General features: G+C 64.8%; 23 protein-coding genes and 1 tRNA gene. 17 read left to right on the plus strand and 7 right to left on the minus strand.

Annotation, left to right across the window (positions count from 1 at the left end; translation table 11 throughout):
• Window positions 1-2: 2 nt before the first annotated feature.
• Window positions 3-407, plus strand: a complete 405-nt coding sequence (locus tag UP09_RS16535; RefSeq protein WP_044539306.1) for a hypothetical protein — start codon at window positions 3-5, stop codon at window positions 405-407.
• Window positions 408-662: 255 nt separating this feature from the next.
• Here the strand turns inward: UP09_RS16535 and UP09_RS16540 are convergent, their stop codons facing one another.
• The gene (locus UP09_RS16540; protein ID WP_044539307.1) at window positions 663-1715 is read right to left on the minus strand and encodes a polysaccharide deacetylase family protein; all 1053 of its coding nucleotides are present in this window, start codon (window positions 1713-1715) and stop codon (window positions 663-665) included.
• A gap of 216 nt (window positions 1716-1931) precedes the next feature.
• On the opposite strand from UP09_RS16540, the gene UP09_RS16545 reads away from it, so the two are divergent.
• Both UP09_RS16545 and UP09_RS16550 read left to right on the plus strand, forming a co-directional pair.
• Window positions 1932-2213, plus strand: coding sequence for a hypothetical protein (locus UP09_RS16545; protein WP_044539308.1), 282 nt, complete (start codon window positions 1932-1934; stop codon window positions 2211-2213).
• A 161-nt stretch (window positions 2214-2374) separates the two neighbouring features.
• The gene (locus tag UP09_RS16550) at window positions 2375-2587 is read left to right on the plus strand and encodes a cysteine rich repeat-containing protein (RefSeq protein ID WP_044539309.1); all 213 of its coding nucleotides are present in this window, start codon (window positions 2375-2377) and stop codon (window positions 2585-2587) included.
• Window positions 2588-2623: 36 nt separating this feature from the next.
• Here the strand turns inward: UP09_RS16550 and UP09_RS16555 are convergent, their stop codons facing one another.
• Window positions 2624-4303: an MFS transporter gene (locus UP09_RS16555; protein WP_044539310.1), complete on the minus strand. Its 1680-nt coding sequence runs from the start codon at window positions 4301-4303 to the stop codon at window positions 2624-2626.
• Window positions 4304-4441: 138 nt separating this feature from the next.
• On the opposite strand from UP09_RS16555, the gene UP09_RS16560 reads away from it, so the two are divergent.
• The 7 genes from UP09_RS16560 (at window position 4442) to UP09_RS16590 (ending at window position 12438) form a co-directional block, all read left to right on the plus strand.
• Complete coding sequence (locus UP09_RS16560; RefSeq protein ID WP_044539311.1) at window positions 4442-5803, plus strand: hydrolase; 1362 nt, start codon at window positions 4442-4444, stop codon at window positions 5801-5803.
• Window positions 5804-5860: 57 nt separating this feature from the next.
• Complete coding sequence (locus tag UP09_RS16565; RefSeq protein ID WP_044539312.1) at window positions 5861-7246, plus strand: cytochrome P450; 1386 nt, start codon at window positions 5861-5863, stop codon at window positions 7244-7246.
• Between the two features lie 69 nt (window positions 7247-7315).
• Entirely contained in the window at window positions 7316-8725 is a 1410-nt protein-coding gene (locus tag UP09_RS16570) for an adenylate/guanylate cyclase domain-containing protein (RefSeq protein WP_044539313.1), read from the plus strand.
• A gap of 225 nt (window positions 8726-8950) precedes the next feature.
• On the plus strand, window positions 8951-9454 hold the full coding sequence (locus tag UP09_RS16575; RefSeq protein WP_044539314.1) for a tellurite resistance TerB family protein: 504 nt from the start codon (window positions 8951-8953) through the stop codon (window positions 9452-9454).
• 338 nt (window positions 9455-9792) lie between these two features.
• Window positions 9793-10572 carry an SDR family NAD(P)-dependent oxidoreductase gene (locus UP09_RS16580; RefSeq protein ID WP_044539315.1) on the plus strand — a complete coding sequence of 260 codons (780 nt, stop codon included), beginning with the start codon at window positions 9793-9795 and terminating at the stop codon, window positions 10570-10572.
• A gap of 132 nt (window positions 10573-10704) precedes the next feature.
• Window positions 10705-11508: a glutamine amidotransferase gene (locus UP09_RS16585; RefSeq protein WP_044539348.1), complete on the plus strand. Its 804-nt coding sequence runs from the start codon at window positions 10705-10707 to the stop codon at window positions 11506-11508.
• Window positions 11509-11628: 120 nt separating this feature from the next.
• Complete coding sequence (locus UP09_RS16590; RefSeq protein ID WP_044539316.1) at window positions 11629-12438, plus strand: enoyl-CoA hydratase; 810 nt, start codon at window positions 11629-11631, stop codon at window positions 12436-12438.
• Window positions 12439-12578: 140 nt separating this feature from the next.
• Here UP09_RS16590 and UP09_RS16595 read toward each other — a convergent pair.
• Window positions 12579-12654, minus strand: a tRNA-Ala gene (locus tag UP09_RS16595).
• Between the two features lie 189 nt (window positions 12655-12843).
• On the opposite strand from UP09_RS16595, the gene UP09_RS16600 reads away from it, so the two are divergent.
• From UP09_RS16600 to UP09_RS16610, 3 genes are read left to right on the plus strand one after another with little or no spacing between them, the layout of a single operon-like run.
• On the plus strand, window positions 12844-13134 hold the full coding sequence (locus tag UP09_RS16600) for a YggT family protein (RefSeq protein WP_044539317.1): 291 nt from the start codon (window positions 12844-12846) through the stop codon (window positions 13132-13134).
• Between the two features lie 9 nt (window positions 13135-13143).
• Window positions 13144-13491, plus strand: a complete 348-nt coding sequence (locus UP09_RS16605; protein WP_044539318.1) for a DUF167 domain-containing protein — start codon at window positions 13144-13146, stop codon at window positions 13489-13491.
• Between the two features lies 1 nt (window position 13492).
• Window positions 13493-14377 (plus strand): bifunctional methylenetetrahydrofolate dehydrogenase/methenyltetrahydrofolate cyclohydrolase, encoded by an 885-nt coding sequence (locus UP09_RS16610; protein WP_044539319.1) that lies wholly within the window; start codon window positions 13493-13495, stop codon window positions 14375-14377.
• Between the two features lie 116 nt (window positions 14378-14493).
• Here the strand turns inward: UP09_RS16610 and ppa are convergent, their stop codons facing one another.
• The gene (ppa, locus tag UP09_RS16615; protein ID WP_044539320.1) at window positions 14494-15024 is read right to left on the minus strand and encodes an inorganic diphosphatase; all 531 of its coding nucleotides are present in this window, start codon (window positions 15022-15024) and stop codon (window positions 14494-14496) included.
• 140 nt (window positions 15025-15164) lie between these two features.
• Window positions 15165-15674, minus strand: a complete 510-nt coding sequence (locus UP09_RS16620; RefSeq protein ID WP_044539321.1) for a GNAT family N-acetyltransferase — start codon at window positions 15672-15674, stop codon at window positions 15165-15167.
• A gap of 276 nt (window positions 15675-15950) precedes the next feature.
• On the opposite strand from UP09_RS16620, the gene UP09_RS16625 reads away from it, so the two are divergent.
• Genes UP09_RS16625 through UP09_RS16640 form a run of 4 tightly spaced genes read left to right on the plus strand, consistent with a single transcriptional unit; the run spans window position 15951 to window position 19046 of the window.
• The gene (locus UP09_RS16625; RefSeq protein WP_044539322.1) at window positions 15951-16850 is read left to right on the plus strand and encodes an alpha/beta hydrolase family protein; all 900 of its coding nucleotides are present in this window, start codon (window positions 15951-15953) and stop codon (window positions 16848-16850) included.
• A complete protein-coding gene (locus tag UP09_RS16630; RefSeq protein WP_044539323.1) occupies window positions 16847-17314 on the plus strand; it encodes a DUF2269 family protein in 468 nt (155 codons plus the stop codon). The genes UP09_RS16625 and UP09_RS16630 overlap by 4 nt, the downstream gene beginning before the upstream one ends.
• A gap of 8 nt (window positions 17315-17322) precedes the next feature.
• A complete protein-coding gene (locus UP09_RS16635) occupies window positions 17323-18642 on the plus strand; it encodes an SDR family oxidoreductase (protein ID WP_044539324.1) in 1320 nt (439 codons plus the stop codon).
• Window positions 18639-19046, plus strand: coding sequence for a thiol-disulfide oxidoreductase DCC family protein (locus UP09_RS16640; protein ID WP_044539325.1), 408 nt, complete (start codon window positions 18639-18641; stop codon window positions 19044-19046). The genes UP09_RS16635 and UP09_RS16640 overlap by 4 nt, the downstream gene beginning before the upstream one ends.
• A gap of 94 nt (window positions 19047-19140) precedes the next feature.
• Here the strand turns inward: UP09_RS16640 and UP09_RS16645 are convergent, their stop codons facing one another.
• Window positions 19141-20388, minus strand: a complete 1248-nt coding sequence (locus tag UP09_RS16645; RefSeq protein ID WP_044539326.1) for a flavin monoamine oxidase family protein — start codon at window positions 20386-20388, stop codon at window positions 19141-19143.
• Between the two features lie 98 nt (window positions 20389-20486).
• A complete protein-coding gene (typA, locus tag UP09_RS16650) occupies window positions 20487-22313 on the minus strand; it encodes a translational GTPase TypA (protein ID WP_044539327.1) in 1827 nt (608 codons plus the stop codon).
• Between the last annotated feature and the right edge of the window lie 243 nt (window positions 22314-22556).

Genomic DNA, 22556 nt, shown 5'->3' on the forward strand with positions numbered 1-22556 from the left:
CAATGCGCAAACTCATCCTGATCACGGCGATGGTTTTGGCTTCTGCTTCCGCGCAGGCCGGCGATCGAAGCTTGACGTTGGGCAGGGGAGATTCGTTGCCGGCTGCGGCATCCAGCACGGTCAACGCGTCGGACAAGGTTGCCGATGGGCCAGTGACGCCGGCGGTCGAGGCGCCGAAGCCGCCCGAGGTTCCGAAATATGTCGAGCGGCCGGCTGCTGCCGCACCGGCACCAGTGCCGCTGCCACAAGCGCAGCCGGCCAGTGTTCAACCGTCATCAACGCCGGCTGTGAAGCCCGTGGAGCAGAAGCAGGCCACCGCGCACAAGTCGAGCCATCGTCGTTACGCGCGGCACTGGAGCGCGGGCCGCATCATCGGTGAGCTGCATCGCTACGGGATTTATTGGTAACGCCGAAAGGGACTGTGCTCCCTCTCGCTTGCGGGAGGGCGCTTGCGCAACTTCGGAATAATGGAATTATGCCGCTGAGTTGCCCGACATGTCAAGTCGTCGGGTCGAGCGCCGGCAGCCGGCTACTTTGCATGGGGTTGTTTTCGATATTTTGGCAGTGCGCTCCTGCGGAGGCAGGCATGTGCTCCAGAAACGTGGATGGCCGGGACAAGCCCGGCCATGACGACGTTTCGAAATTTGACGTAGCGTAGAAGCCTACTCCGCGACCGTCTGGATGACGCTGCTCACCGGGCGGGCCGATGCGGTCGGGACCTTCACGGTATTCTGCATCATCGCGTCGTAGTCGGGCAGTGTCTCGACCTGGGTCTTGGCCTTCATCCAGACCACCTTGTAGCCGGCCGCCTTCAGCTGGCGCAGCAGCGTCGGCAGCGCCTGGGCGGTGTGCTTCTGCAGATCGTGCATCAGGATGATGCCTTTGTGCTCCTTGTCGAGCCCGGTCATCACGTTCTTGATCACTTCCTCCGAGCTCTTGGACTTGAAGTCGTTGGAGTCGACGTCGACCGAGAATCTCGCGATGTTGCGGCTCTCCAGATAGGCGAGCGTCGCCGGCGTGTGCGCCAGCGCCGGGAAGCGGAAGAACGGAGCGGGATTGGCGCCGAGCGCGAGCTTGACCGCGCTAAAGCCCTTCTCGATCTCGTCCTTGGCCATCTGCTCGGTCATCTTCTTGCTGGCGAGATGGGCGTGCGACCAGGTGTGGGAGCCGATGGTGTGGCCGGCGGCCGCCACCTGCCGGAGAATGTCCGGGTGATAGGTGGTGTGCAGGCCGATCGGGAAAAACACTGCCTTGGTGCACTCGTCCGCCAGCGCCTTCAGCACGGCGGGCGTCGTCGGCCACGGACCGTCGTCGAAGGTCAGCACGATCTCGTGGTCGGTCAGGAAGTCGAACTGCTTGTATTGCAGGAAGCCAAAACCAGGTCCGCCGGTGGCGTCGACCACGACGGTGCGGCTGATGCCGAGCGCATCGGGATTGGCGCATTTTTGTGTGGCCGCGACCGGTGCGGGCATCGGCGCAGGAGCCGGGGCCGGCGCAGCCGCTGTCGTGGCGTCGGCGCGCTTGCCCAGCGCGGCGGTCACGTTGACATCGTCCTTGGCAGCCGCCGACGGCGCGGGAAGCGGATCGGCCGCGCGGGCGGCCATGGTTTGGGGAGGAGCGGCATCGGCGCGCGGGGAGGAGGTCCAGAACCACACTCCGGCGATCACCACCGCCATGACAACACTGGCCAGCATCAGGCCCAACGGATTACGCATCGCTACACACTTCCTGGGAACTCGGGTACGCCACAGCCGCAACATCTGATTAGTGCCAACAAGGTCTTAACGCGGTCCCAACACGGCGGCGGGAGCGCAAGAAAAAGAGCGGCTTAGGCTTGCGTGATGACCGTCACAGTCAGGCGGCGCGCAGAGGCGCAATGATCGGCCCATCGAACAACGGGCCCGCAACAGCGGTGCCAATGGGAGCCGATCATGACCAGCCAAATTCTCAAGAATTGTGCTCGCAAGGCCAGCGTCGCGGTGGCTTTTGCGGTCGCCTTCTCCGCGCTGTCCCCGACCGCGAGCTTTGCTTTCAGCGCCGAAGCGCAGCAGATGTGCACGGGCGACGCGTTCCGGCTGTGCAGCTCGGAAATCCCGAACATTCCGAAGATCACCGCCTGCATGATCAAGCACCGCTCCGACCTGAGCAGCGGCTGCCGTGTGGTGCTCGACCGCGATATGGCCGGCCCATCGCGCAAGGTCGCTGCCGAGTAATTTTGCGCGCTGCATCCCGGGCCGTGCCTGCGGCGACAAGACGCAGGCCGTCCGGGACGATCGGGCCGGGCAGGAACCTGCCGCCGTCCCGGCCGTTTCAAGCTTCTTCGGTGCGCTGAAAGGCTGTAAAGCACGGCGTCACATTCATTAGAGGCTTTGAAATGACCCGATTTCTGCTCGCCGTCGTTCCGTTGGTTCTGTTGGCGTCGTCCGCGTCAGCGCAGCAGGGCCACGATGCCTGCTCCCGCGACGCCTCGCGCTTCTGCCGCCCCCATCTCGGTGAAGGCGACCAGGCCGTGCTGGCCTGCCTGAAGGAACATCGTGCCCGCCTCGGCAAGGCTTGCCAGCAGACGTTGACCGATAACGGGCAGTGAGTTTCTAACGCCGTCACTCCGGAATGACGGCGGGGGCTAGGTACTGCTTCCCGCCGCGGTCGCGACCACAGGCAGGACCTCGTGGGCGGCGCGGTCCGGGGTCTCGTCCTTCCAGCGCACCGAGCCGAATGGACGCTCCAGCATGCGGTGCACCCGCACCGGATCGGGGCCGATATGGAAGTCGATCGCTTTCTGGTGCAGTTCGCGCTCGGACTGGGTCGGCCGGTTGCGCTGGCGCAGATAATCGAGCCAGGTCGGGCAGTGATAGCGCTCGATCCACAGTTCGGGATCGGCGATGTCGCGCGCGATCGACCAGCCATAGGCGCCGTTGCGCTGACGGCTGAGCTGCACCTCCTGCATCACATTGTGGAAGGCGCGGGCATTGTCCTGCGCCACGCGGTATTCGATCTCGACCACCAGCGGCCCGCTGCGCCCGGTCAGTTGCAACCGCACCTCGGGATCGGCGAGCGTCTCGCTGGCGGCCTCGTTGCGCGCGCCGATCGGCGGCATCCGCAGCCAGATGCCGAGGATGGGCGACAGCAGCATCAGGCCGGCGGAGATCAGAAGCGCGGTCTCGACGCCGGCGATTTCGGTGATATGGCCCCAGATCCAGCTTCCGATCGCGATGCCGCCGGCGATCGCGGCCTGGAAGGCCGCCAGCGAGCGGCCCGCCACCCAGCGCGGCGCCGAGAGCTGCACGCCGATATTGAACAGCGCCACGGCGAGCATCCACACCGCGCCGGCGACCACCAGTGCAGCCGCCGTGATCACCGGCTCCCTGCTAACAGCGACGGCTGCGATCGCACAGCCCATCGACAGCGCGCAGGCGCGCACCGCCGCCTCGCCGCTCATGCGGGCGCGCACCTCGCTGATGTTGAGGGCGCCGATCACGGCGCCCATGCCGAAGGCGCCGAGCATGATGCCGTAGGTCTGCGCGCCGCCATGCAGGAGATCGCGGGCCACCAGCGGCATCAGCGCCGATACCGAGCCGCCGATGATGCCGGTGACCATGGTGCGGGTCAGCACGATCTTGATCGACGGCGAATTGGTGATGTAGCGCACGCCCGAGACGATGGCGCGGTTCAGCCGCTCGCGCGGCAGCCGCGACGGCTCGCTGACCCGATTCCACAGGAACAGCACCACCAGCAGCGGCAGATACAGCACGGTGTTGGCCGCGAACGCCGCAACCGCGCCGGCGGATGCGACCACGATGCCGCCGATCGCGGGCCCAAAACTGCGCGCGATGTTGTAGCTGATGCCGTTGAGCGCGACCGCGGCCGGCAGCGTCTCGGTCGGCACCTGCTCGCTGACCGAGGATTGCCAGGCCGGGCCGAACAGCGCCATGCCGCTGCCGACCACGAAGCACAGCGCGAGCAGGATATTCGGCGTCACCAGATTGAGCCAGGCCAGTACCGTCAGCGTGGTGGCGCCGGAGAGCGCGATCGCCAGCGACACCAGCGCGACGATGCGGCGGTCATGCATGTCGGCGATGGCGCCGGCCGGCATCGAGATCAGCATCACCGGCAGCATCAGCGCGGTCTGCACCAGCGCGACCTTGTCCGCCTGCGCCGTCATCTGCGTCATCGCCCAGGCGGCGCCGACACCCTGAATCAGGATGCCGAGATTGGAGAGCAGGCTGGCGAGCCAGATCCGTCGGAAGACCGCGTGCCGCAATGGTGCAGTGATACTGTCGGCGCGCTTCGGCGAATCGGTCATATCCGGTTCCGTTTGGCCTGCTATGGCTGGGTGATGATTCCGGCTAGACCAACTGATGCCTGCGAAAAGCGGGTGCTGTCCAGCCATTACGCTATGATTGGCCAGCTAAAGCGTTGAAAGAGTTGGGGAAGGGGACACATGAAGCTGTCGCGGCGGACGATTTTGCAGGGAGGAGCGGCGCTGTCCTTGCTGGCGGGCCGTTTGGGCACGCCGGCCCTGGCGCAGACGGGGCCTGCTGCCGATATCCCGCCGATCCTGTTCGTGCACGGCAATGGCGACCACGCGGCGCTCTGGGTCACGACGATCTGGCGGATGGAATCCAACGGCGTGCCGCGCGATCGGCTGCTCGCGATCAACTTCACCGATCCGCTGGCGCGCACTGACGACAAGGTCGAGCAGGCCAATCGCTCCTCGACCGAGGACGCGCGCCGCGAGCTCGGCGAGGCGATCAAGGCGTTGAAGCAGTCAACCGGCGCCGCGCGCGTCGCGCTGGTCGGCAATTCGCGCGGCGGCAATGCGATCCGCAATTATATCAAGAACGGCGGTGGCGGCGATGTCAGCCACGCCGTGCTGTGCGGCACGCCCAACCATGGCGTCTATGCCTGGGACGACGGGCTCGGCAACGAGTTCAACGGCCGCGGCCCGTTCCTGCGCGGCCTCAACGACGGCGACAGCGAGGTGACGGCAGGCACCGCATTCCTGACGCTGCGTAGCGACGGCCTCGACAAATATGCGCAGGCCGACGGCCGCTTCGCCGGCAAGCCGGGCACGCCGACCAACGTCACGTCAGAAGGTCCGGCGCTGAAGGGCGCCACCAATCTGGTGATCGGCGCGGTCGATCATCGCGAGACCGCGTATCATCCGCGCGCCTTCCGCGAGATCTACAAGTTCATCGCCGGACGCGAGCCGTCGCGGATCGAGATTGTATCAGAGGCGACCGTGAAGCTGAGTGGCCTCGTCACCGGCACGCCGGGCGGTCTGCAGACCAATCGTCCGGTGTCGGGCGCATCGGTCGATATCTATCATGTGTCTGATGACACCGGAGAGCGCATCGGCGGACCGGTGCACAGCTCGCAGACCGGCGCCGACGGCCGCTGGGGGCCGGCGCAGGTTGATCCGTCCTGGTCTCTCGAGATCGTGCTGACCTCGCCGGGCGCGGTGACGACGCATTTTTATCGCTCGCCGTTTCCGCGCTCGTCGGACATCGTGCATTTGCGCGCAGCACGTCCGCTCGCAGCAGCCGATGCCGGCGCGGGCGCTGTCGTCCTGATGTCGCGGCCGCGCGGCTATTTCGGCCTGCCGCGCGATGTCGTGCTGTTCGACGGCAAGGAGCCTGATGACGTGAAGCCGGGCGTGCCGACGGACGCGGTGACGACGTTGCGGCTCCCAGCGGCCGAGATCGGCCGTCCGGTGGTCGGCATCTTCAACCAGGAGCGGATCGTGGCGCGCGCCTGGCCGGCATCGGAAAACCGGATTGCGGTCGCCGAGCTGACTTATTAGGTCTTATACAGGTTCGCGTGCCTGAATTCGTTGTCGCGAGAGGCTGGAGCAAAAGCCATGAGCATCGCCGAAGTCTACGACACGACAGTCACGCGGCCGCCTTTGGTGCCGCCGACCCCTCCGCGCGCGCCCGACGACATGACCGCGTTCGGGCGAATGCGGGCGATGCGCAACTCTCCGATCGAGACCTGGGGCCGGCGCGCCTACGAGGAAGACATCATCCAGGGCCGCTTCCTCGGCCACTCCAGCTTCATCCTCAACACGCCGGATGCGATCCGGCATGTGCTGGTCGACAATTACGAGAATTACACCCGCACGGCCGCCGGCATCCGCGTGCTGCGTCCGATGCTCGGCGAGGGGCTGCTGATCGCCGAGGGCCGTGCCTGGAAGCATCAGCGCCGCACGCTGGCGCCGGCCTTCACGCCGCGCGCGGTGACGACGCTGGTGCCTTACATGATCGCGGCGACCGACGAGACGATTGCCAAGCTGAAATCCGCGAGCAGCGGCCCCGTCGATCTGCGCGAGGCGATGCAGCGGATGACCTTGGAGATCGCCGGCCGCACCATGTTTTCGTTCGGCATGGAGCGCCACGGCGCAGCCTTGCGCGACTTCGTGATGGAGTATGGCGGGACGCTGGCGCGGCCGAGCATCCTCGACCTCGTCCTGCCGCTCGGCTGGCCGACCCCGCATGATTTCCGTCGCGCCCGCTTCCGCAAGCGCTGGACCGCGTTCGTCGGCCAGCTGATGGCCGAGCGCCGCGCCGCCGGCAAGAACGATGGCGCACCGGCCCGCGATCTGTTCGATCTGATGGGCGACGCGCGCGACCCCGAGACCGGCGAGGCCTTCACCGACGCCCAGCTCGGCGATCAGATCGCGACCATGATCCTGGCCGGACACGAGACGACGGCGACGGCGCTGTTCTGGGCGCTCTATCTGCTGGCGCTGGATCCGGCGACCCAGGAACAGCTGGCGGCCGAAGTGAAAAGCGTGGCAGCAGCTGGCGCGCTCGACATCGAGAAGCTGAAATTCACCCGCGCCGTGATGGACGAGACGATGCGGCTCTATCCGCCGGCGTTTTTGATTGCGCGCGCGGCTGCTGGTTCCGACACGATCGCCGGCCGTCCGGTCAGGAAGCATGACGTAATCCTGATCGCGCCATGGCTGCTGCACCGGCATGAAAAGCTGTGGCGCGAGCCGAACGCGTTCGTGCCGGCACGGTTCATGACGGGGACGCCGCCCGATCGTTTCGCCTATCTGCCGTTCGGCGTCGGCGCGCGCGTCTGCATCGGTGCGCATTTCGCGCTCGTCGAGGCGACGCTGGCGCTGGCGAAGCTGATCGGCGCGTTCCGCGTCGCACTGGTAGACAAGGATCCGGTGATCCCGATCGGTGTGGTGACGACGCAGCCCAACCGTTCGCCGATGTTTGCGATCACGCCGCGGTAATTGAGCCTCGGTGAGCCTCGGTACCTGGGGCTTGCGCCTTGGCGCGGCCCACCTCATCTTAGGTCCCTCATGAGCGACGTGCAGGCACAGTTTTCAGTATTGCGGCAGACCACGGATCCCGCGGTCGCCGACGCCATCGTGCAGTTGATCGAGAAGGGCGAGGACCACGAACTCAACCGGGTCAATGCGCTGGATTTCTCCAAGCGCACCGGGCTCGGTGAGGAGCAGGTGATTTCCGGCTTCCTGCATGCCTCGCGGCTCGGCCTGTTCGAATTGACATGGAATGTGCTCTGCCCCGGCTGCAGCGGCGTGCTCGATGCGCATTCGACGCTGAAATCGCTGCGCAATGACGACTATCAGTGCGGCCTCTGCGCCTGCGGCTACGAGGCCTCCGTCGACGAGCAGGTCGAGGTCGCCTTCACCGTGAGTCCGCGCGTCCGCCGCATCGCGGCGCACGATCCGAACACGCTGCCGATCTGGGATTATTTCAAGCAGATCTTCTGGAGCTCCGGCGTCGACTTCAACAAGGAGTCCTTCGAGGAGCTTTCCGATCAGGTCGTGCTGGATGCGCTCGAGCTCCCGGCCGGCGAGAAGGCGGTGCTGTCGCTGCAACTCCCGAAAGAATTCATCATCGTGTTCGAGCCGGTGACGCATTCGGCACACTTCATCGACGTTCAGGGCGAACCGACCAAGGACCGTCAGCATTTGTCGCTGATGTACAACAAGGTTCATGCGCCGACCGGCAACATGACCCTGCGGCCCGGTCCGCTGCGGCTGTCGCTCGACAACCAGGCCGGCGTTCGGGTGTTGCCGTCGGTGTTCGTCGCCGCCGAGGCATTGCATCATCTGATCGGCAAGCGAAAGCCGTTCCTGACGGCGAAACGCATCCTGAGCAACCAGACGTTCCGCGACGTCTACAAGGCCGACAATCTCACGCTCGATCAGCGGCTCAAGATCACCTCGCTGACCTTCCTGTTCACGGATTTGAAGGGCTCCACCGCGCTGTACGAACGCGTCGGCGACCTCGCCGCCTTCGATCTTGTGCGCGCGCATTTCCACGCATTGCTCGATATCATCGCGTCCGAGCGTGGGGCGGTGGTGAAGACGATCGGTGACGCCGTGATGGCGACTTTCGTCCGTCCCGAACACGCGCTGGCCGCGGGCCTGCGCATGCGCACGGCGATGAAGACACTCAACGACGAGCGCGGCAAGGAGGATCTGGTCGTCAAGATCGGCATCCACGAGGGACCCTGCCTTGCGGTGATGCTGAACGAGCGGCAGGACTATTTTGGCCAGACCGTGAATATCGCGGCAAGGGTGCAGAGCCTGTCGACGTCGCAGGAAATCCACCTCACCCAGCCGGTGATGGAATCGGCGGAGGTTGCCGGCATTCTGGATCGCGCGTCGATCAGGCCGATCCAGAAGGAAGCGGCGTTGCGCGGCATTGCCGACAAGCTCGTGGTGTACGAGATACCGTGATCCAGTACTCCGTCATTCCGGGGCGATGCGAAAGCATCGAACTATGGTGCGCAATTGCGCACCTGAGAATCTCGAGATTCCGGGTCTGGTCCTAACGGACCATCCCGGAATGACGCGTTGATAGATTGCCGAAACGTAATGCGCGTGCCGGAACCACCGCCGATTGCGCCGGTTCTGTTTCCACGCCATATAGCTTGCAACAGGCTTCATTCGACAGAGAGAGCAATGCTCGACGGACTTCGCCAATTCATTGCCGATATCGTCTCATCAGACGCGCAGGCTGACCGGACCTTCGGCGATAGCGATTATCGTCTCGCTGCGACCGCGCTGCTGGTCCACGTCGTGTCGCTGGACGGCGAGCCGACGGCGGTCGAGACGCGTAAATTGCACAGCCTGATCGAGAGCCGTTTCCAGCTCGATCCCGGCACGGCCGACAGGCTGATCGCGTCGGCGATGCGGGTCGAGGGCGAGGCCGTCGATCTCTATCACTTTACCAGCGTGATCATGCGCTCGGTGGACGAGGAAGGACGGCTGCGCATCGTCGAGATGATGTGGGAGCTGGTCTATGCCGACGGCCAGGTCAGCGAGTTCGAGGACAATGTGGTCTGGCGTGCCGCCGATCTGCTCGGCATTTCCTCGCGCGACCGCATCGATCTCAAGCACCGTGTCGCCGAGAAGCAGGCGGCGCTGCCCAAGGGGCCCTGGGGCACGGCCGACGCGGCAATCTGACACGCCTGCCGTGCAAGCGCGGCCTAGAGCTATTTCCGTTCCGATGGAATCGGAACGGAGCTCCAGATTCTTGTCTTGACGCGTTTTCTTCACGCGAACCGGCACCCACTTCGCTCGAAAACGCTCTCGTCGCGCCAGCATCCCGGATGACCAAATTTTAATGTGCGGTGCGATCTGCTGCCATCGTGGGCGATGCGCCTGAAAATCTGGCGTTTCACCTCGAAATCTGCGCGCCGCCGCCTGTCGACAAGCTTACGGGTGGCTTGCATCCCACCGCTTGCCTATGCTCTCGTCGCCGCCGTTCGAGACCTCTGGAATTTGCAATAAGAGTTTGAATCGTGACCGAGCGTGTGACGCTGATAACCGGGGCATCGGCGGGCATAGGCTCCGAACTGGCGCGCGTTTTTGCAGCGAACGGTCACCGTGTGGCGCTGGTGGCGCGGCGTGCCGATCGTCTCAAGGAGCTGGCCGACGAGCTCGCCGGCAAGGGCGGCGCGGCGCCGATCGTGATTCCCTGCGATCTCCAGGAGATCGATGCCGGCGACAAGATCGCGGCGGCTCTGGCTGAGGCCGGCGTCGAGGTCGAATATCTCGTCAACAATGCCGGTTTTGGCGTGTTCGGCCTCGCCGTCAAGCGCGACCGTGCCGAACAGCTCAACATCATCGCGGTCAACATCCGGGCATTGACCGATCTGTCGCTGCGCTTTGCCGATCAGCTGATCCGCAATCAGGGCGGCATCCTCAATCTCGGCTCGATCGCCGGCTTCCTGCCGGGGCCCGGCATGGCCGTCTACTACGCCAGCAAGGCCTATGTGCTGTCGTTCTCCGAAGCGCTGCGCTGCGAGCTGGCCCCGCAGGGCGTCCGCGTCACCGTGGTGTGCCCCGGCCCCGTGCCGTCGGAATTCCAGGCGCGCGCCGGCTTCTCGCCCGGCTTCGATTCCGCCATTCTCGACGTTCCACCGGCCGAGGTCGCTCGCCAGGCCTATCGCGGGCTGATGGCCAACAAGCGCGCCGTATTGCCCGGCGCCTTCATCAAGATGGTGCCGTTCCTGCTCCGCCTGTTCCCGCGCTCCTTCATCCTGACCGCGGTCGGCGGATTTCAGCTCCGCAAGCGCTAATCCATCGTCAATAAAGCCTATTCTGGCCCGCGACTTGCTTCGAAGGCTGGGCGGGTGTGCGCCAGCTCACGCGATATTAAGAATTACTTAGCTATCATCTCGCCCGACGTGCCGAATATCGAAGCAAGGACGATGTTGTTCCGGTCGGACCAAGCCAGTGCCGTGGTGCCCTTCGCGAGCCGAAGGCCGGCTGCGGCCACGCCTTCGGATCCGGTCCTGAAGCGCCCGGTGCTGATCGTGATGCACCAGGAGACGTCGACTCCCGGGCGGATCGGAAATTCCCTGCACGCGCTCGGCTATCCCCTCGACATCCGCCGCCCGCGCTTCGGCGACGCACTGCCTGACACACTCGACAATCATGCGGGCGCGGTGATCTTCGGCGGCCCAATGAGTGCCAACGACCCCGATGACTATTTGCGGCGCGAGATCGACTGGATCGCGATTCCGTTGCGCGAGCAGCGGCCGTTCCTGGGCATCTGCCTGGGCGCCCAGATGCTGGCGCGGCAACTCGGTGCGACGGTGGCCCCACACGCAGAAGGCCGCGTCGAAGTCGGCTATTATCCGATCAGGCCGACCGAAGCCGGTCGCGCGCTCTGCCCGGATTGGCCGGCGCGCGTCTATCACTGGCATGGCGAGGGGTTTCAGTTGCCTGACGGCGCCGAGCTGCTCGCCCAGGGCGACGACTTCCCGATGCAGGCGTTCCGGTCCGGTAACGCCTTCGGCCTGCAGTTTCATCCCGACGTGACCTACGCGATGATGCATCGCTGGACCACGCGCGGTTGCGTGCGGATGGATCAACCGGGCGCGCAGCCGCGTCATCTGCACTTCGCCGAACGCGCCGTGCACGATGCCGCCGAGCGCGCCTGGCTGAAGCATTTCCTCGACGGTTGGATCGCGCAAACGCCGCGCGAGGTGATGCTGCAGGCGGCTGAATAGCCGCCACGCGGAATTTTCGCGAGGCTTCTCATTTTCATTGTTGTGTTAGTGTCGCGGCAACTGCCGCGCGCGGCCGCATGGTCGCGCGAAGTCATAACAACAAGGCAAAGGGAGATCGCCGTGACCTACGAACACATCCTCTACGACGTCAGCAATGGGATCGCGACTATCACGCTCAATCGCCCCGACCGCATGAATGCGTGGACGGCGATCATGGAGCGCGATGTGCGCCACGCGATGGAGGCCGCGGCCAGTGACGACGATGTCCGCGTCATCGTGCTGACCGGCGCGGGCCGCGGGTTCTGTGCCGGCGCCGACATGGAGGCGCTGAAGGGAATCGATCCCAACGAGATCAGGCGCGGCGAGACGATTCCGTTCGACATGAACCGCCGCGCCGACTGGCAGACCCGCTACGCCTATTATCCTTCGATTCCGAAGCCCGTGATCGGCATGCTGAACGGCGCCACCGCCGGCATCGGCTTGGTGCATGCGCTGTATTGCGACGTTCGCTTCGCGGCTGATACTGCGGTGTTCACGACGGCTTTCGCACGGCGCGGCCTGATCGCCGAACATGGCATCAGCTGGATGCTGCCGCGCCTCGTCGGTCATGCCAACGCGCTCGATCTCCTGATGTCGGCGCGGCGGGTTTCCGCCGAGGAGGCGCTGCGTATCGGCCTCGTCAACCGGCTTTACGCGCCCGAGAAGCTCCGCGAGGAAACCTATGCCTATGCCCGCGACCTTGCCGATTTCGTCTCGCCGAGTGCGATCGCCGTGATCAAGCGCCAGCTCTACGACGTGCCGTTCCAGACGCTGGCTGAGGCCACCATCGACGCCAACCGCGAGATGCAGATCGCGCTGAAAGGGAATGATTTCAGGGAGGGCGTCGCGAGCTTCGTGGAGAAGCGGCCGCCGAGGTTTACGGGGACGTGAGGGGGAGTGGGAGCGGCTTTGGAGGGCTTGTGCCTTAGCCCGGCTTCGCCCTGCGGGCTACGCCGCGGCAGCCTTCGCTCACTTCGCTACGAAAGACTGTCCGGGCCTGCCGAGCCGTAGCTCGCGAAGCGAGCGAAGGCTGGTGGAGCCAGGCGGGATCGAACCGCCGACCTCGTCATTGCGAACGACGCGCTCTCCCAGCTGAGCTATGGCCCCATCGCGACCGGTTTGCTGAGTATCCGGCCGACAATCGGGCGCCATTTACAGTCCCGCCCAAGGGCAAGTCAAGAACGCTGAAACTGCGGTTTTCGGCCCGATTGGCCCGGAACTTCCCTTGTTTGCGGGGGGATGAACCGATATCTACCGGGCAGCCGCACCGAGCTCTCTCCCGGACAAGCCCAGCCTATGAAGCCAATCGTATTCATCCTGATCCAGATCATAAATCTTTATATGTATCTGCTGATCGCTTCGGCGATCCTTTCCTGGCTGGTCGCCTTCAATGTCGTGAACACGCGCAACCAATTCGTCGCGGCGATCGCGGAGTTCCTCTTCCGAATCACCGAGCCCGTGCTCGGCCCGATTCGCCGGCGTCTGCCCAATTTCGGCGGCCTGGATATCTCGCCAATCATCGCGTTCTTTGCGCTTTGGCTGATCCAGCTTTATCTCAGCGAGTACGTCTACCCCTACGTCCCATAGAGACGAAGCGTGGACCCTTGGCGCTACTCCACCGGGGGCATCAGCTTCGCCTTGCGCGTGACGCCCCGGGGCGGCCGTGACGACATCGACGGGATCGAAACGCTGGCCAACGGCCGGTCGGTGGTGAAGGTGCGGGTTCGCGCCATTGCCGAAGGCGGCGAGGCCAACCGCGCGGTGACCGAGCTGCTCGCCAAGGCGCTCGGCGTGCCCAAGGCCAGGGTGAAGATCCTGTCCGGCATCACCTCGCGGCTCAAGCAGGTGGCGGTGGATGGCGATCCAAGGCAGCTTGGCAATATCTTGAGGAAGCTGACCGCCACGACGCCGGAGCAAGATTCAGGGGCAAGTACTGGGGAATGACATGACCGCCCGCATCATCGATGGAAAAGTCATTGCCGCCGAGCTGCGCGGCCGCGTCGCCGACGAGGTCGCTCGCGTCAAGCGCGACCACCAGCTCACGCCGGGGCTCGCCGTCGTGCTTGTTGGCAACGACCCGGCCAGCGAGGTCTATGTCCGCAGCAAGCACACCCAGACGCAAAGCTCCGGCATGGCCTCGTTCGAGCACAGGCTGCCGGCCGACGTCTCCCAGGATGATCTGCTGACGCTGATCGCGCGGCTGAATCGCGATCCGCTGGTGCATGGCATCCTGGTCCAGCTCCCGTTGCCGAAATCGCTGCACACCGAAACAATCATCAACGCGATCGACCCGGCCAAGGATGTCGATGGCCTGCACCCGAACAACGCCGGACGGCTGGCCGGCGGCTTCGCCGCACTGTCGCCCTGCACGCCGCTCGGCTGCATCATCCTGACCAAGAGCGTGCATGCCTCGATCGAGGGCATGAACGCGATCGTGATCGGCCGCTCGAATCTGGTCGGCCGCCCGCTGGTGCAATTGCTTTTGAACGAGAATGCGACGGTGACGATCGCGCATTCACGCTCGCGCGATCTGCCCAAACTCTGTGCTCGGGCCGACCTGGTCTATGCCGCGGTCGGCAAGCCTGAAATGGTGCGTGGCGACTGGCTGAAGCCGGGCGCCACCGTGATCGATGTCGGCATCAACCGCATCCCGGTGGCAGGTAGCAAGCCGAAGCTGGTCGGCGACGTCGCTTTCCAGGAAGCCCTCGACGTCGCCGGCGCGATCACGCCGGTGCCCGGCGGCGTCGGGCAGATGACGGTGGCGTGCCTGCTGGTGAACACGCTGCGCGCCGCCTGTGCGATCCACGGCCTGCCGGCGCCGGCGGTGTGAACGTTGTCATTCCGGGGCTCGCGAAGCATCGAACCTCAGGTGCGCTATTGCGCACCGGGGAACCTCGAGATTCCGGGTCTGGTCCTTCGGACCATCCCGGAATGACGACTACGCCGTCACTTCCCCTTCGCCCGCTCGATCCCTTCCAGGATCAGCTTGTACGCCTCCTCGGCGTCACCCCAGTGCAGCACCTTCACCCATTTGCCCTTCTCGAGGTCCTTGTAGTGCTCGAAGAAGTGCTGGATCTGCTGCAGCGTGATGTCGGGAAGGTCGTTGTAGTTCTTCACCTTGTCGTAGCGCTGGGTCAGCTTCGATGACGGCACCGCGATGATCTTCTCGTCGCCGCCGGCCTCGTCTTCCATCAAGAGCACGCCGACCGGGCGGACGCTGATCACGGCGCCGGGAATGATCGCGCGGGTGTTGACGACCAGCACGTCGCAGGGATCGCCGTCGCCGGAGAGCGTGTGCGGGATGAAGCCGTAATTTCCGGGATAGCGCATCGGCGTGTAGAGGAACCGATCCACCACCAGCGTGCCGGCTTCCTTGTCCATTTCGTACTTGATCGGCTCGCCGCCGACGGCGACCTCGATGATGACGTTGACGTCGTGGGGCGGATTTTTTCCGATCGATATGGCGTCGATACGCATGGATTGCTCCGCGTGACCTTTGGAAGTTGAAACGATGGAATTTTCTTGTTTGGCGCCGACGGGACGCGCGAAGCAGCGTAACCCCGGCCTGACGCTCAGGCTGGTTTAGCCTTGCTGCAGCTGCGAGAGAAGCAGGATTTTCAGTTCGCCCAAGCGAAAGCGACCTTGTCGAGCGACTTCGGTCCAAATCGCTCCGAGGAGCGCGCCACCATCCGGCCGCCGAGCGCGCGGTAGAATTCCGTCGCCGCATCGTTGTCGGAGAGCGCCCAGATCACCATGCTCTTCAGGCCGCTCTGCAACAGGTCGCGGCGGGCGGAGGCAAACAGGCGGCGACCGAAGCCGAGGCCCTGGAACTCCGGCCGCAGATAGAGCTCGTAAATCTCGCCTTCGAAATGCAGGCTGCGGGCGCGGTTGCGGCCGTAATTGGCGTAGCCCGCGATCTTGTCGCCGAACACCAGCACGCTGACGCGGCTGCCTTTGCGGATCGCGCTGTCCCACCATTGCGGGCCACGGCGATTGATCAGCTTTTCGAGTTCGGCGCCCGGGATGATGCCCTGATACGCCGAGCGCCAGGCCTCGTCATGCGTCGACGCTACTGCGGCTGCGTCTGCAGCTTTGGCCGGCCGGACCTCGATTAGCGTTGTGCTCATGGATGTAATCAAAGCAAGTCAGGGGGCCGCCTTCAAGGTCCTTCGTTAATTATCGGTTAACCTGTGGACTTTTTGCATCAGTGTCATGAAGATTTGTACCGAAAGAGGACAAGGCACTGCCGCAACGGGCAATTTCGCTGATGGGCTCGCGCGCAGGATGTGGTGGCAACACGTCGTGACGGTGCGGGGCGTCACGGAAAAATGCACCTGGATTGATTCGCTGTCGGTATTCTAAGGACGAATCCCATCGCGGCGCAGCGGCGTCAGGGGCGCTTAATGCATTCGGTGAAAGTCCTGGTTGCGGCCATTGTCCTTGCGATGCTCGGCGCGCGGGTCGTTTCGGCGCAGCCGGCGCTTGGCGCGCAAGGCCCGGAGGGTGAGCCGGACCGGCGCCAGCAATGGCTGGTGCCGTCACCCGATCCAGCGACATCAGCGCATGCGCTGCTGTTTCGCCCCGCCGGTAACGGCCCGTTTCCGCTCGCCGTGATCGCGCATGCATCGACGCAGAACGTGCTGCGCCGGGCGCAGATGCCGCAGCCGGAATATCGCGCGCTCGCCGTCTTGCTGGTTGCGCACGGCTTCGCCGTGCTGGTCCCTGAAAGGCTCGGCCACGGCGCCACCGGAGGCCCCTATGTCGAGGACCAACGCGGCTGCGACGAGGCGGATTATTCCCGCGCCGGGCGCGCCACGGCGAGCGAGATCGCGACCGCGATGGATTATCTGCGCCAGCAGGCCTTCATCCGCGCCGAGGGCACGGTCATCGTCGGCCACTCCGCGGGCGGATGGGGCGCGTTGGCGCTGGCCGGCGAGAACCCCGCCGGCGTGTCGCGCATCATCCTGTTCGCGCCGGGCCGCGGCGGCCGCGCCAATGATTTCCCGAACCAGATCTGCGCGCCGCACACGCTGCTCGCAGCCGCCGCCGAGTTCGGCGCGCAAGCGCGGATTCCCGTGACATGGCTGGTCGCGGCCAATGACAGCTATTTCGCGCCGGCGTTTTCGCGTCAGCTCGCCGATGCCTTTTCCAGGGCTGGTGACAAAGTGGATTTTCGTGCACTTCCGGCCTATGGCAGCGAGGGCCACTGGTTGGCCGAAACGGAGAACGGCGTGAAGGCGGCGGCATCCGAACTCGCGCGCGCGTTGAAGCCGCCGCGCCCCGTTGCGGGCGGCAAGCGATGACGCTCTACTTCCTCGTCAAATATCTCCATGTGCTCGGCGCCATCGTGATCCTCGGCACCGGAACCGGCATCGCCTTCTTCATGCTGATGGCGCATCGGACCAGTGATGCCTCCTTCATTGCCCGCACGGCAGCGACCGTCGTGATCGCGGACATGATCTTCACGCTATCAGCGGTGCTGCTGCAGCCGGTCAGCGGCGGACTGTTGATGATGCTGCAGGGGACAGGTTTTGCCGAGCGCTGGCTGCTGGCGTCGCTCGCGCTTTACGTCGCCGCCGGCATGTTCTGGATCCCGGTCATCTTCATGCAGATGGAGATGCGTGATCTGGCGCTGATCGCAGTGGAGAAGAACGAGAAGCTGCCGCCGCGCTATTTTGCGCTGTTCCGCCGCTGGTTCCTGTTCGGTATTCCCGGCTTCGGCTCCGTCATGATCATCCTCTGGCTGATGATCGCGAAGCCATTCTAGGGAAGCTCATGCCCGCAACAAACATCCTCGTGCTCGGCGCGTCCGGCCTGATCGGCCGTTACGTCACCGACGAGCTGCGGGCACGCGGCTTTCAGGTGGTCGGCGTCGCGCGGCATTTTTCGTCCTCGCAGAAGGTCAGCGCGCTCGATCTCGAACTGCCTGTCATGTCGATGGATGCGGCGGCGCTGGCGCAACTTCTCCGCACGCATGACGTCGACCTCATCGTCAACTGCCTCGGCGTGTTGCAGGACGGCCCGGGCAGCGATACGCAGGCGGTGCACCGCGATTTCGTCGCGCGGCTGCTGGAGGCGATCAGCGACAGTGGGCGCACCATCCGCCTCGTCCACATCTCCATTCCCGGCACAGCCGACGAGGATCGCACCGCCTTCAGCACCACCAAGCGCGAGGCCGAACGGTTGATCGCCGCCTCCGGCATTCCCTACGCGATCCTGCGCCCGGGGTTTGTCATTGCACCGGCGGCCTATGGCGGCAGCGCCATGCTGCGCGCCTTGGCAGCGCTGCCGGTCGATCTGCCGGCCGGTGAAGCCGGGATGCCGTTCCAGCCGGTTGCGGTCGAGGATATCGCTGCGACCATCGCCTGGCTCGCCGGCCGCGACGTCGCGGATGAGAGCGTGCGCGCCGTGACATGGGACCTGATGCAGCCGCAGCCGATTTCGCTCGGCGGCGTCATCGATCAGTTTCGGTGGTCGTTCGGCACGGCAAAGCAGCTGCGGATCACGCCGCCTTCCTTCCTGATCGATCTCGGCGCCCGCCTCGGCGATCTCTCGAGCCGCCTCGGCTGGACGCCACCGCTGCGCTCAACCGCGATCGCCGAGCTGCGCCGCGGCGTCACCGGCGACCCCGCCGCTTGGATGGCGACGACCGGCATCGTGCCGAAGACGATCGCGCAGGCCGTCGGCGGGCATCCCGCGACCATCCAGGACAAATGGTTTGCCCGGCTGTTCCTGATCAAGGCGTTGATCATTGCGAGCCTCGTGTTGTTCTGGGTCGCCTCCGGCTTCATCGCGCTGGTCATCTCCTATGATGCCGCCGCTGATATCCTGAGCGCGCACCATTTCCCGCCTACGCTGGTCGCGCCGGTCACGGTGCTGACCAGCCTGATGGACATCAGCATCGGCGTCCTGATCGCCTTCCGCCGCACCGTGGCGTTCGGCCTGATCGCAGGCATCATCGCCTCGCTCGGCTATATGGTTGTTGCGGCGATCCTGACCCCGGATCTCTGGATCGAACCGCTTGGTGCACTGGTCAAGACCGGACCTGCGATCGTGCTAATGCTGGTCGCGCTTACGACACTGGATAACCGATGAGCACCTGGCCCGACGACGATGTGATCCTCTACGACGGTGTCTGCATCTTCTGCTCGCGCTGGGTCCAGTTCGTGATCGCGCGCGATCCCGCCCGCCGCTTCCGGTTCACGCCGATCCAGTCCGACTACGGCACGCGCTTGGCAAAGGCGTTCGGCATCGATCCTGACGATCCCGACACCAACGCCGTGGTTCATGGCGGTGTCGCGCGATTGAAGTCGGATGCGGCGCTGACCGTGCTGAGCCTGCTGCCGGGTTGGGGCTGGACCCGCGCGCTGTTTATGGTTCCGAAGCCCCTGCGCAATGCGGTGTACAGCCTGATCGCACGCAACCGGTACAAGATTTTCGGGAAGTACGAGACGTGTTTTGTGCCCGACGCCGACATGCGCGCGAGGGTGCTGGAGTAGCCACCTTCGTCATTGCGAGCGAAGCGAAGCAATCCATTCTATCCGAATGCGGGGTGCGATGGATTGCTTCGCTTCCCTCGCAATGACGGTGCAACTACTTGTGCGGCGATACGGCCAGCACTTCCTTCGCCGCCCTTTCCCCGCTGTCCCGCGCCCCATGCGCCGTCGAGAAAAAGTGCGGCGAGGTCGCCTCTCCTGCAAAGAACAGCCGGCCGTCGACCGGCGCGGCCAGCACGGCGCGCTTGTCGGCGTGGCCCGGGAGCGCGTGCGAATAGGAGCCGCGCGCGAACGGATCGTGCGACCAGCGGGATTCTTTCAGCGGCTTCAGCTTGCGGCGGATGTCGTTGCCGATGAAGGAGACGATCTCATCGATGCTGTGGGCGGCAATCGCGCCGTCGCCGGCGTCCTCGAGCGCTTGCGCGAAGCGGCCGCCGAAGAAGCCTTCGATGCAGGGCTGGCCGAACGGGCGGATGTGATAGGTGCCCATCTCGGTGCGCATGGTGGCGCCGCGCAGATTGCCTTCTTTCGGCAGCGCCTCGGGCTCGTCGAGCGCCAGCATCACCTTGTCGGCCAGACCCAAAGGCAGGCCGCGCGCGGCGTCGACCTTGTCCGGCAATGAGGGCGAGAAGCGGATCGCTTCGTCGGCGATCAGATTGGTCGGCACCGTGACGATCACCCTGTCCGCCTCCAGCGTGCCGCGCGAGGTCTCGATGCGCACGCGCTGTCCTGAGTGATCGATCAGCCGGACCTCGCAGTTCAGCGCGACCGGGACTTGCGCGCCATAGGCCGCGATCAGCGCGCCATAGCCGCGCCGCAGCCGCCAATTGAAGTTGGTGTCCTCGTAGGCGTCGAAGTCGAGGATCGAGAGCTGGTCGAGCTCGCAGCCGTTCACATAGGTCGAGATCGCGTCGATCATCGGGTTCCAGCGATTGCCTGAATCGAGATAGCGGCTCGCTGGGCTGTCCTTGCCGCCGCGTGCGGCTTGTTCGATGCGATCGTAGAATTCGTCGAGCGCCAGCACGAACTCGTCGCGCTCGGCTTGCGGGAACGCCTTGCCATAGGCGCGCTCGCGCCACGGCGGCAGGTCCTTGTTGATCTCGAAATTCAGTTGGCCGGCGATAGCCACAAAGCTGTTCTGGTCAGCCGAATGTAGCCAGCCGCAGCCGAGGTCGAACACGACGTCAGGCGACGCAGGAATCGTATGCGCACGGCCGCCGACGCGATCGCGAGCTTCCAGCACGATGGTGGAGAGGCCGGAGTCTTTCAGCGCATGCGCAGCCCCCAGGCCCGCGGCACCTGCGCCGATGATGGCGACGTCGACTGTGGAGGGAAGAGACATCAGCGGGCGAATGGTGAGTGGCGAATGGCGAGTAGGGTATAGGAAACGCCGCCAGAGGCCAAACGTCCCTATTCGCTACTCCCTATTCGCCATTCGCAGGCTTACGCGACGGCTTCCTTGGCCTTTTCGGCGCGCTTGCGCTCGTTCGCGTCGAGGTGCTTCTTGCGCAGGCGGATCGACTTCGGCGTCACCTCGACGAGCTCGTCGTCCTCGATATAGGCGAGCGCCTTTTCCAGCGTCATCCGGATCGGCGGGGTCAGGCGCACCGCTTCGTCCTTCGAGGTGGTGCGGATGTTGGTGAGCTGCTTGCCCTTCAGGACGTTGATCTCGAGATCATTGTCGCGGGTGTGCTCACCGACGATCATGCCCTTGTAGACCTTCCAGCCCGGCTCGATCATCATCGGGCCGCGGTCTTCCAGCTTGAACATCGCATAGGCCACCGCCTCGCCCTGGTCGTTGGAGATCAGCACGCCGTTGCGGCGGCCCTGGATCTCGCCCTTGTAGGGAAGGTAGTTGTGGAAGATGCGGTTCATGATCGCGGTGCCGCGGGTATCGGTGAGCAGTTCGCCCTGATAGCCGATCAGGCCACGGGTCGGCGCGTAGAACACCAGCCGCAGGCGGTTGCCGCCGGACGGGCGCATCTCGATCATCTCGGCCTTGCGCTCGCTCATCTTCTGCACGACGACGCCGGAATGCTCCTCGTCGACGTCGATCACGACCTCTTCGACCGGCTCCAGCCAGCCACCGGTGGTCTCGTCTTTTTGCAGCACGACGCGCGGGCGCGACACCGAGAGCTCAAAGCCCTCGCGACGCATGGTCTCGATCAGGATCGCGAGCTGCAATTCGCCGCGGCCCGAAACTTCCATGGAATCCTTGTCGGAGGCCTCGACGACGCGCAGCGCGACATTGCCTTCGGCTTCGCGCAGCAGGCGGTCGCGGATCATGCGCGAGGTCACCTTGTCGCCTTCGGTGCCGGCGAGCGGCGAGTTGTTGACGATGAACGACATCGACACCGTCGGCGGATCGATCGGCTGTGCGACCAGCGGCGCCTCGACGCTAGGGTCGCAGAAGGTGTCGGCGACGGTGCCCTTGGTGAGGCCCGCGATCGCGACAATGTCGCCGGCGTCGGCTTCCTCGAGCGGGGTGCGCTCGATGCCGCGGAAGGCGAGAATCTTGGTGATGCGCCCCTGCTCGATGGTCTTGCCATCGGCGCCGAGCACCTTCACGGCCTGGTTCGGCTTGATCGAGCCCGAGGTGATGCGGCCGGTGATGATGCGGCCGAGATAGGGGTTGGCTTCGAGAATGGTGCCGATCATGCGGAACGGCCCCTCTTCGACCGTCGGCGGCGCGACGTGGCGCACAATCAGGTCGAACAGCGGCTGCATGCCGGCGTCATGGGAGGCTTCCGGGCTGTCGCCCATCCAGCCCTGCTTGGCCGACCCGTACAGGATCGGGAAGTCGAGCTGCTCCTCGGTGGCATCGAGGGCCGCGAACAGGTCGAACACCTCGTTGATGACTTCGGTCGGGCGCGCGTCCGGGCGGTCGACCTTGTTGATCACGACGATCGGCTTCAGCCCGACCTTGAGCGCCTTCGAGACCACGAACTTGGTCTGCGGCAGCGGGCCTTCGGCGGCATCGACCAGCACCAGCGCGCCATCCACCATGTTGAGGATGCGCTCGACCTCGCCGCCGAAATCGGCGTGGCCGGGGGTGTCGACGATGTTGATGCGGGTGTCCTTCCACTGCACCGAGGCCGCCTTGGCCAGAATGGTGATGCCGCGCTCACGCTCCAGATCGTTGGAGTCCATGGCGCGCTCGGTCACCTTCTGGTTCTCGCGATAGGTGCCGGATTGCTGCAGCAGGCGGTCGACGAGGGTGGTCTTGCCGTGGTCGACGTGGGCGATGATGGCGACGTTACGAAGGTTCATGGCTCTTCTTCTGGTCGGTGCAAAAGGTCTGATGCGCGATCTCGCCGGACCATTGGGGCCGGCCGCTCGCTCACGCGGCCCACTCCGGGCCCGGATCACGCTCTTACCTAAGAATTTTGACGGGGACGCATCGCCCCAAAAAGGAAGCCCGGTCAAATGACCGGGCACCTTGCGCGTTGCGGCGCAATATAGTCAGAAAACGCCAAAAATCAACGATTTATTGGCGGTTTAGGTGACCGAATT

The sequence above is a fragment of the Bradyrhizobium sp. LTSP885 genome, from assembly GCF_000938305.1.
Taxonomy (GTDB): domain Bacteria; phylum Pseudomonadota; class Alphaproteobacteria; order Rhizobiales; family Xanthobacteraceae; genus Bradyrhizobium.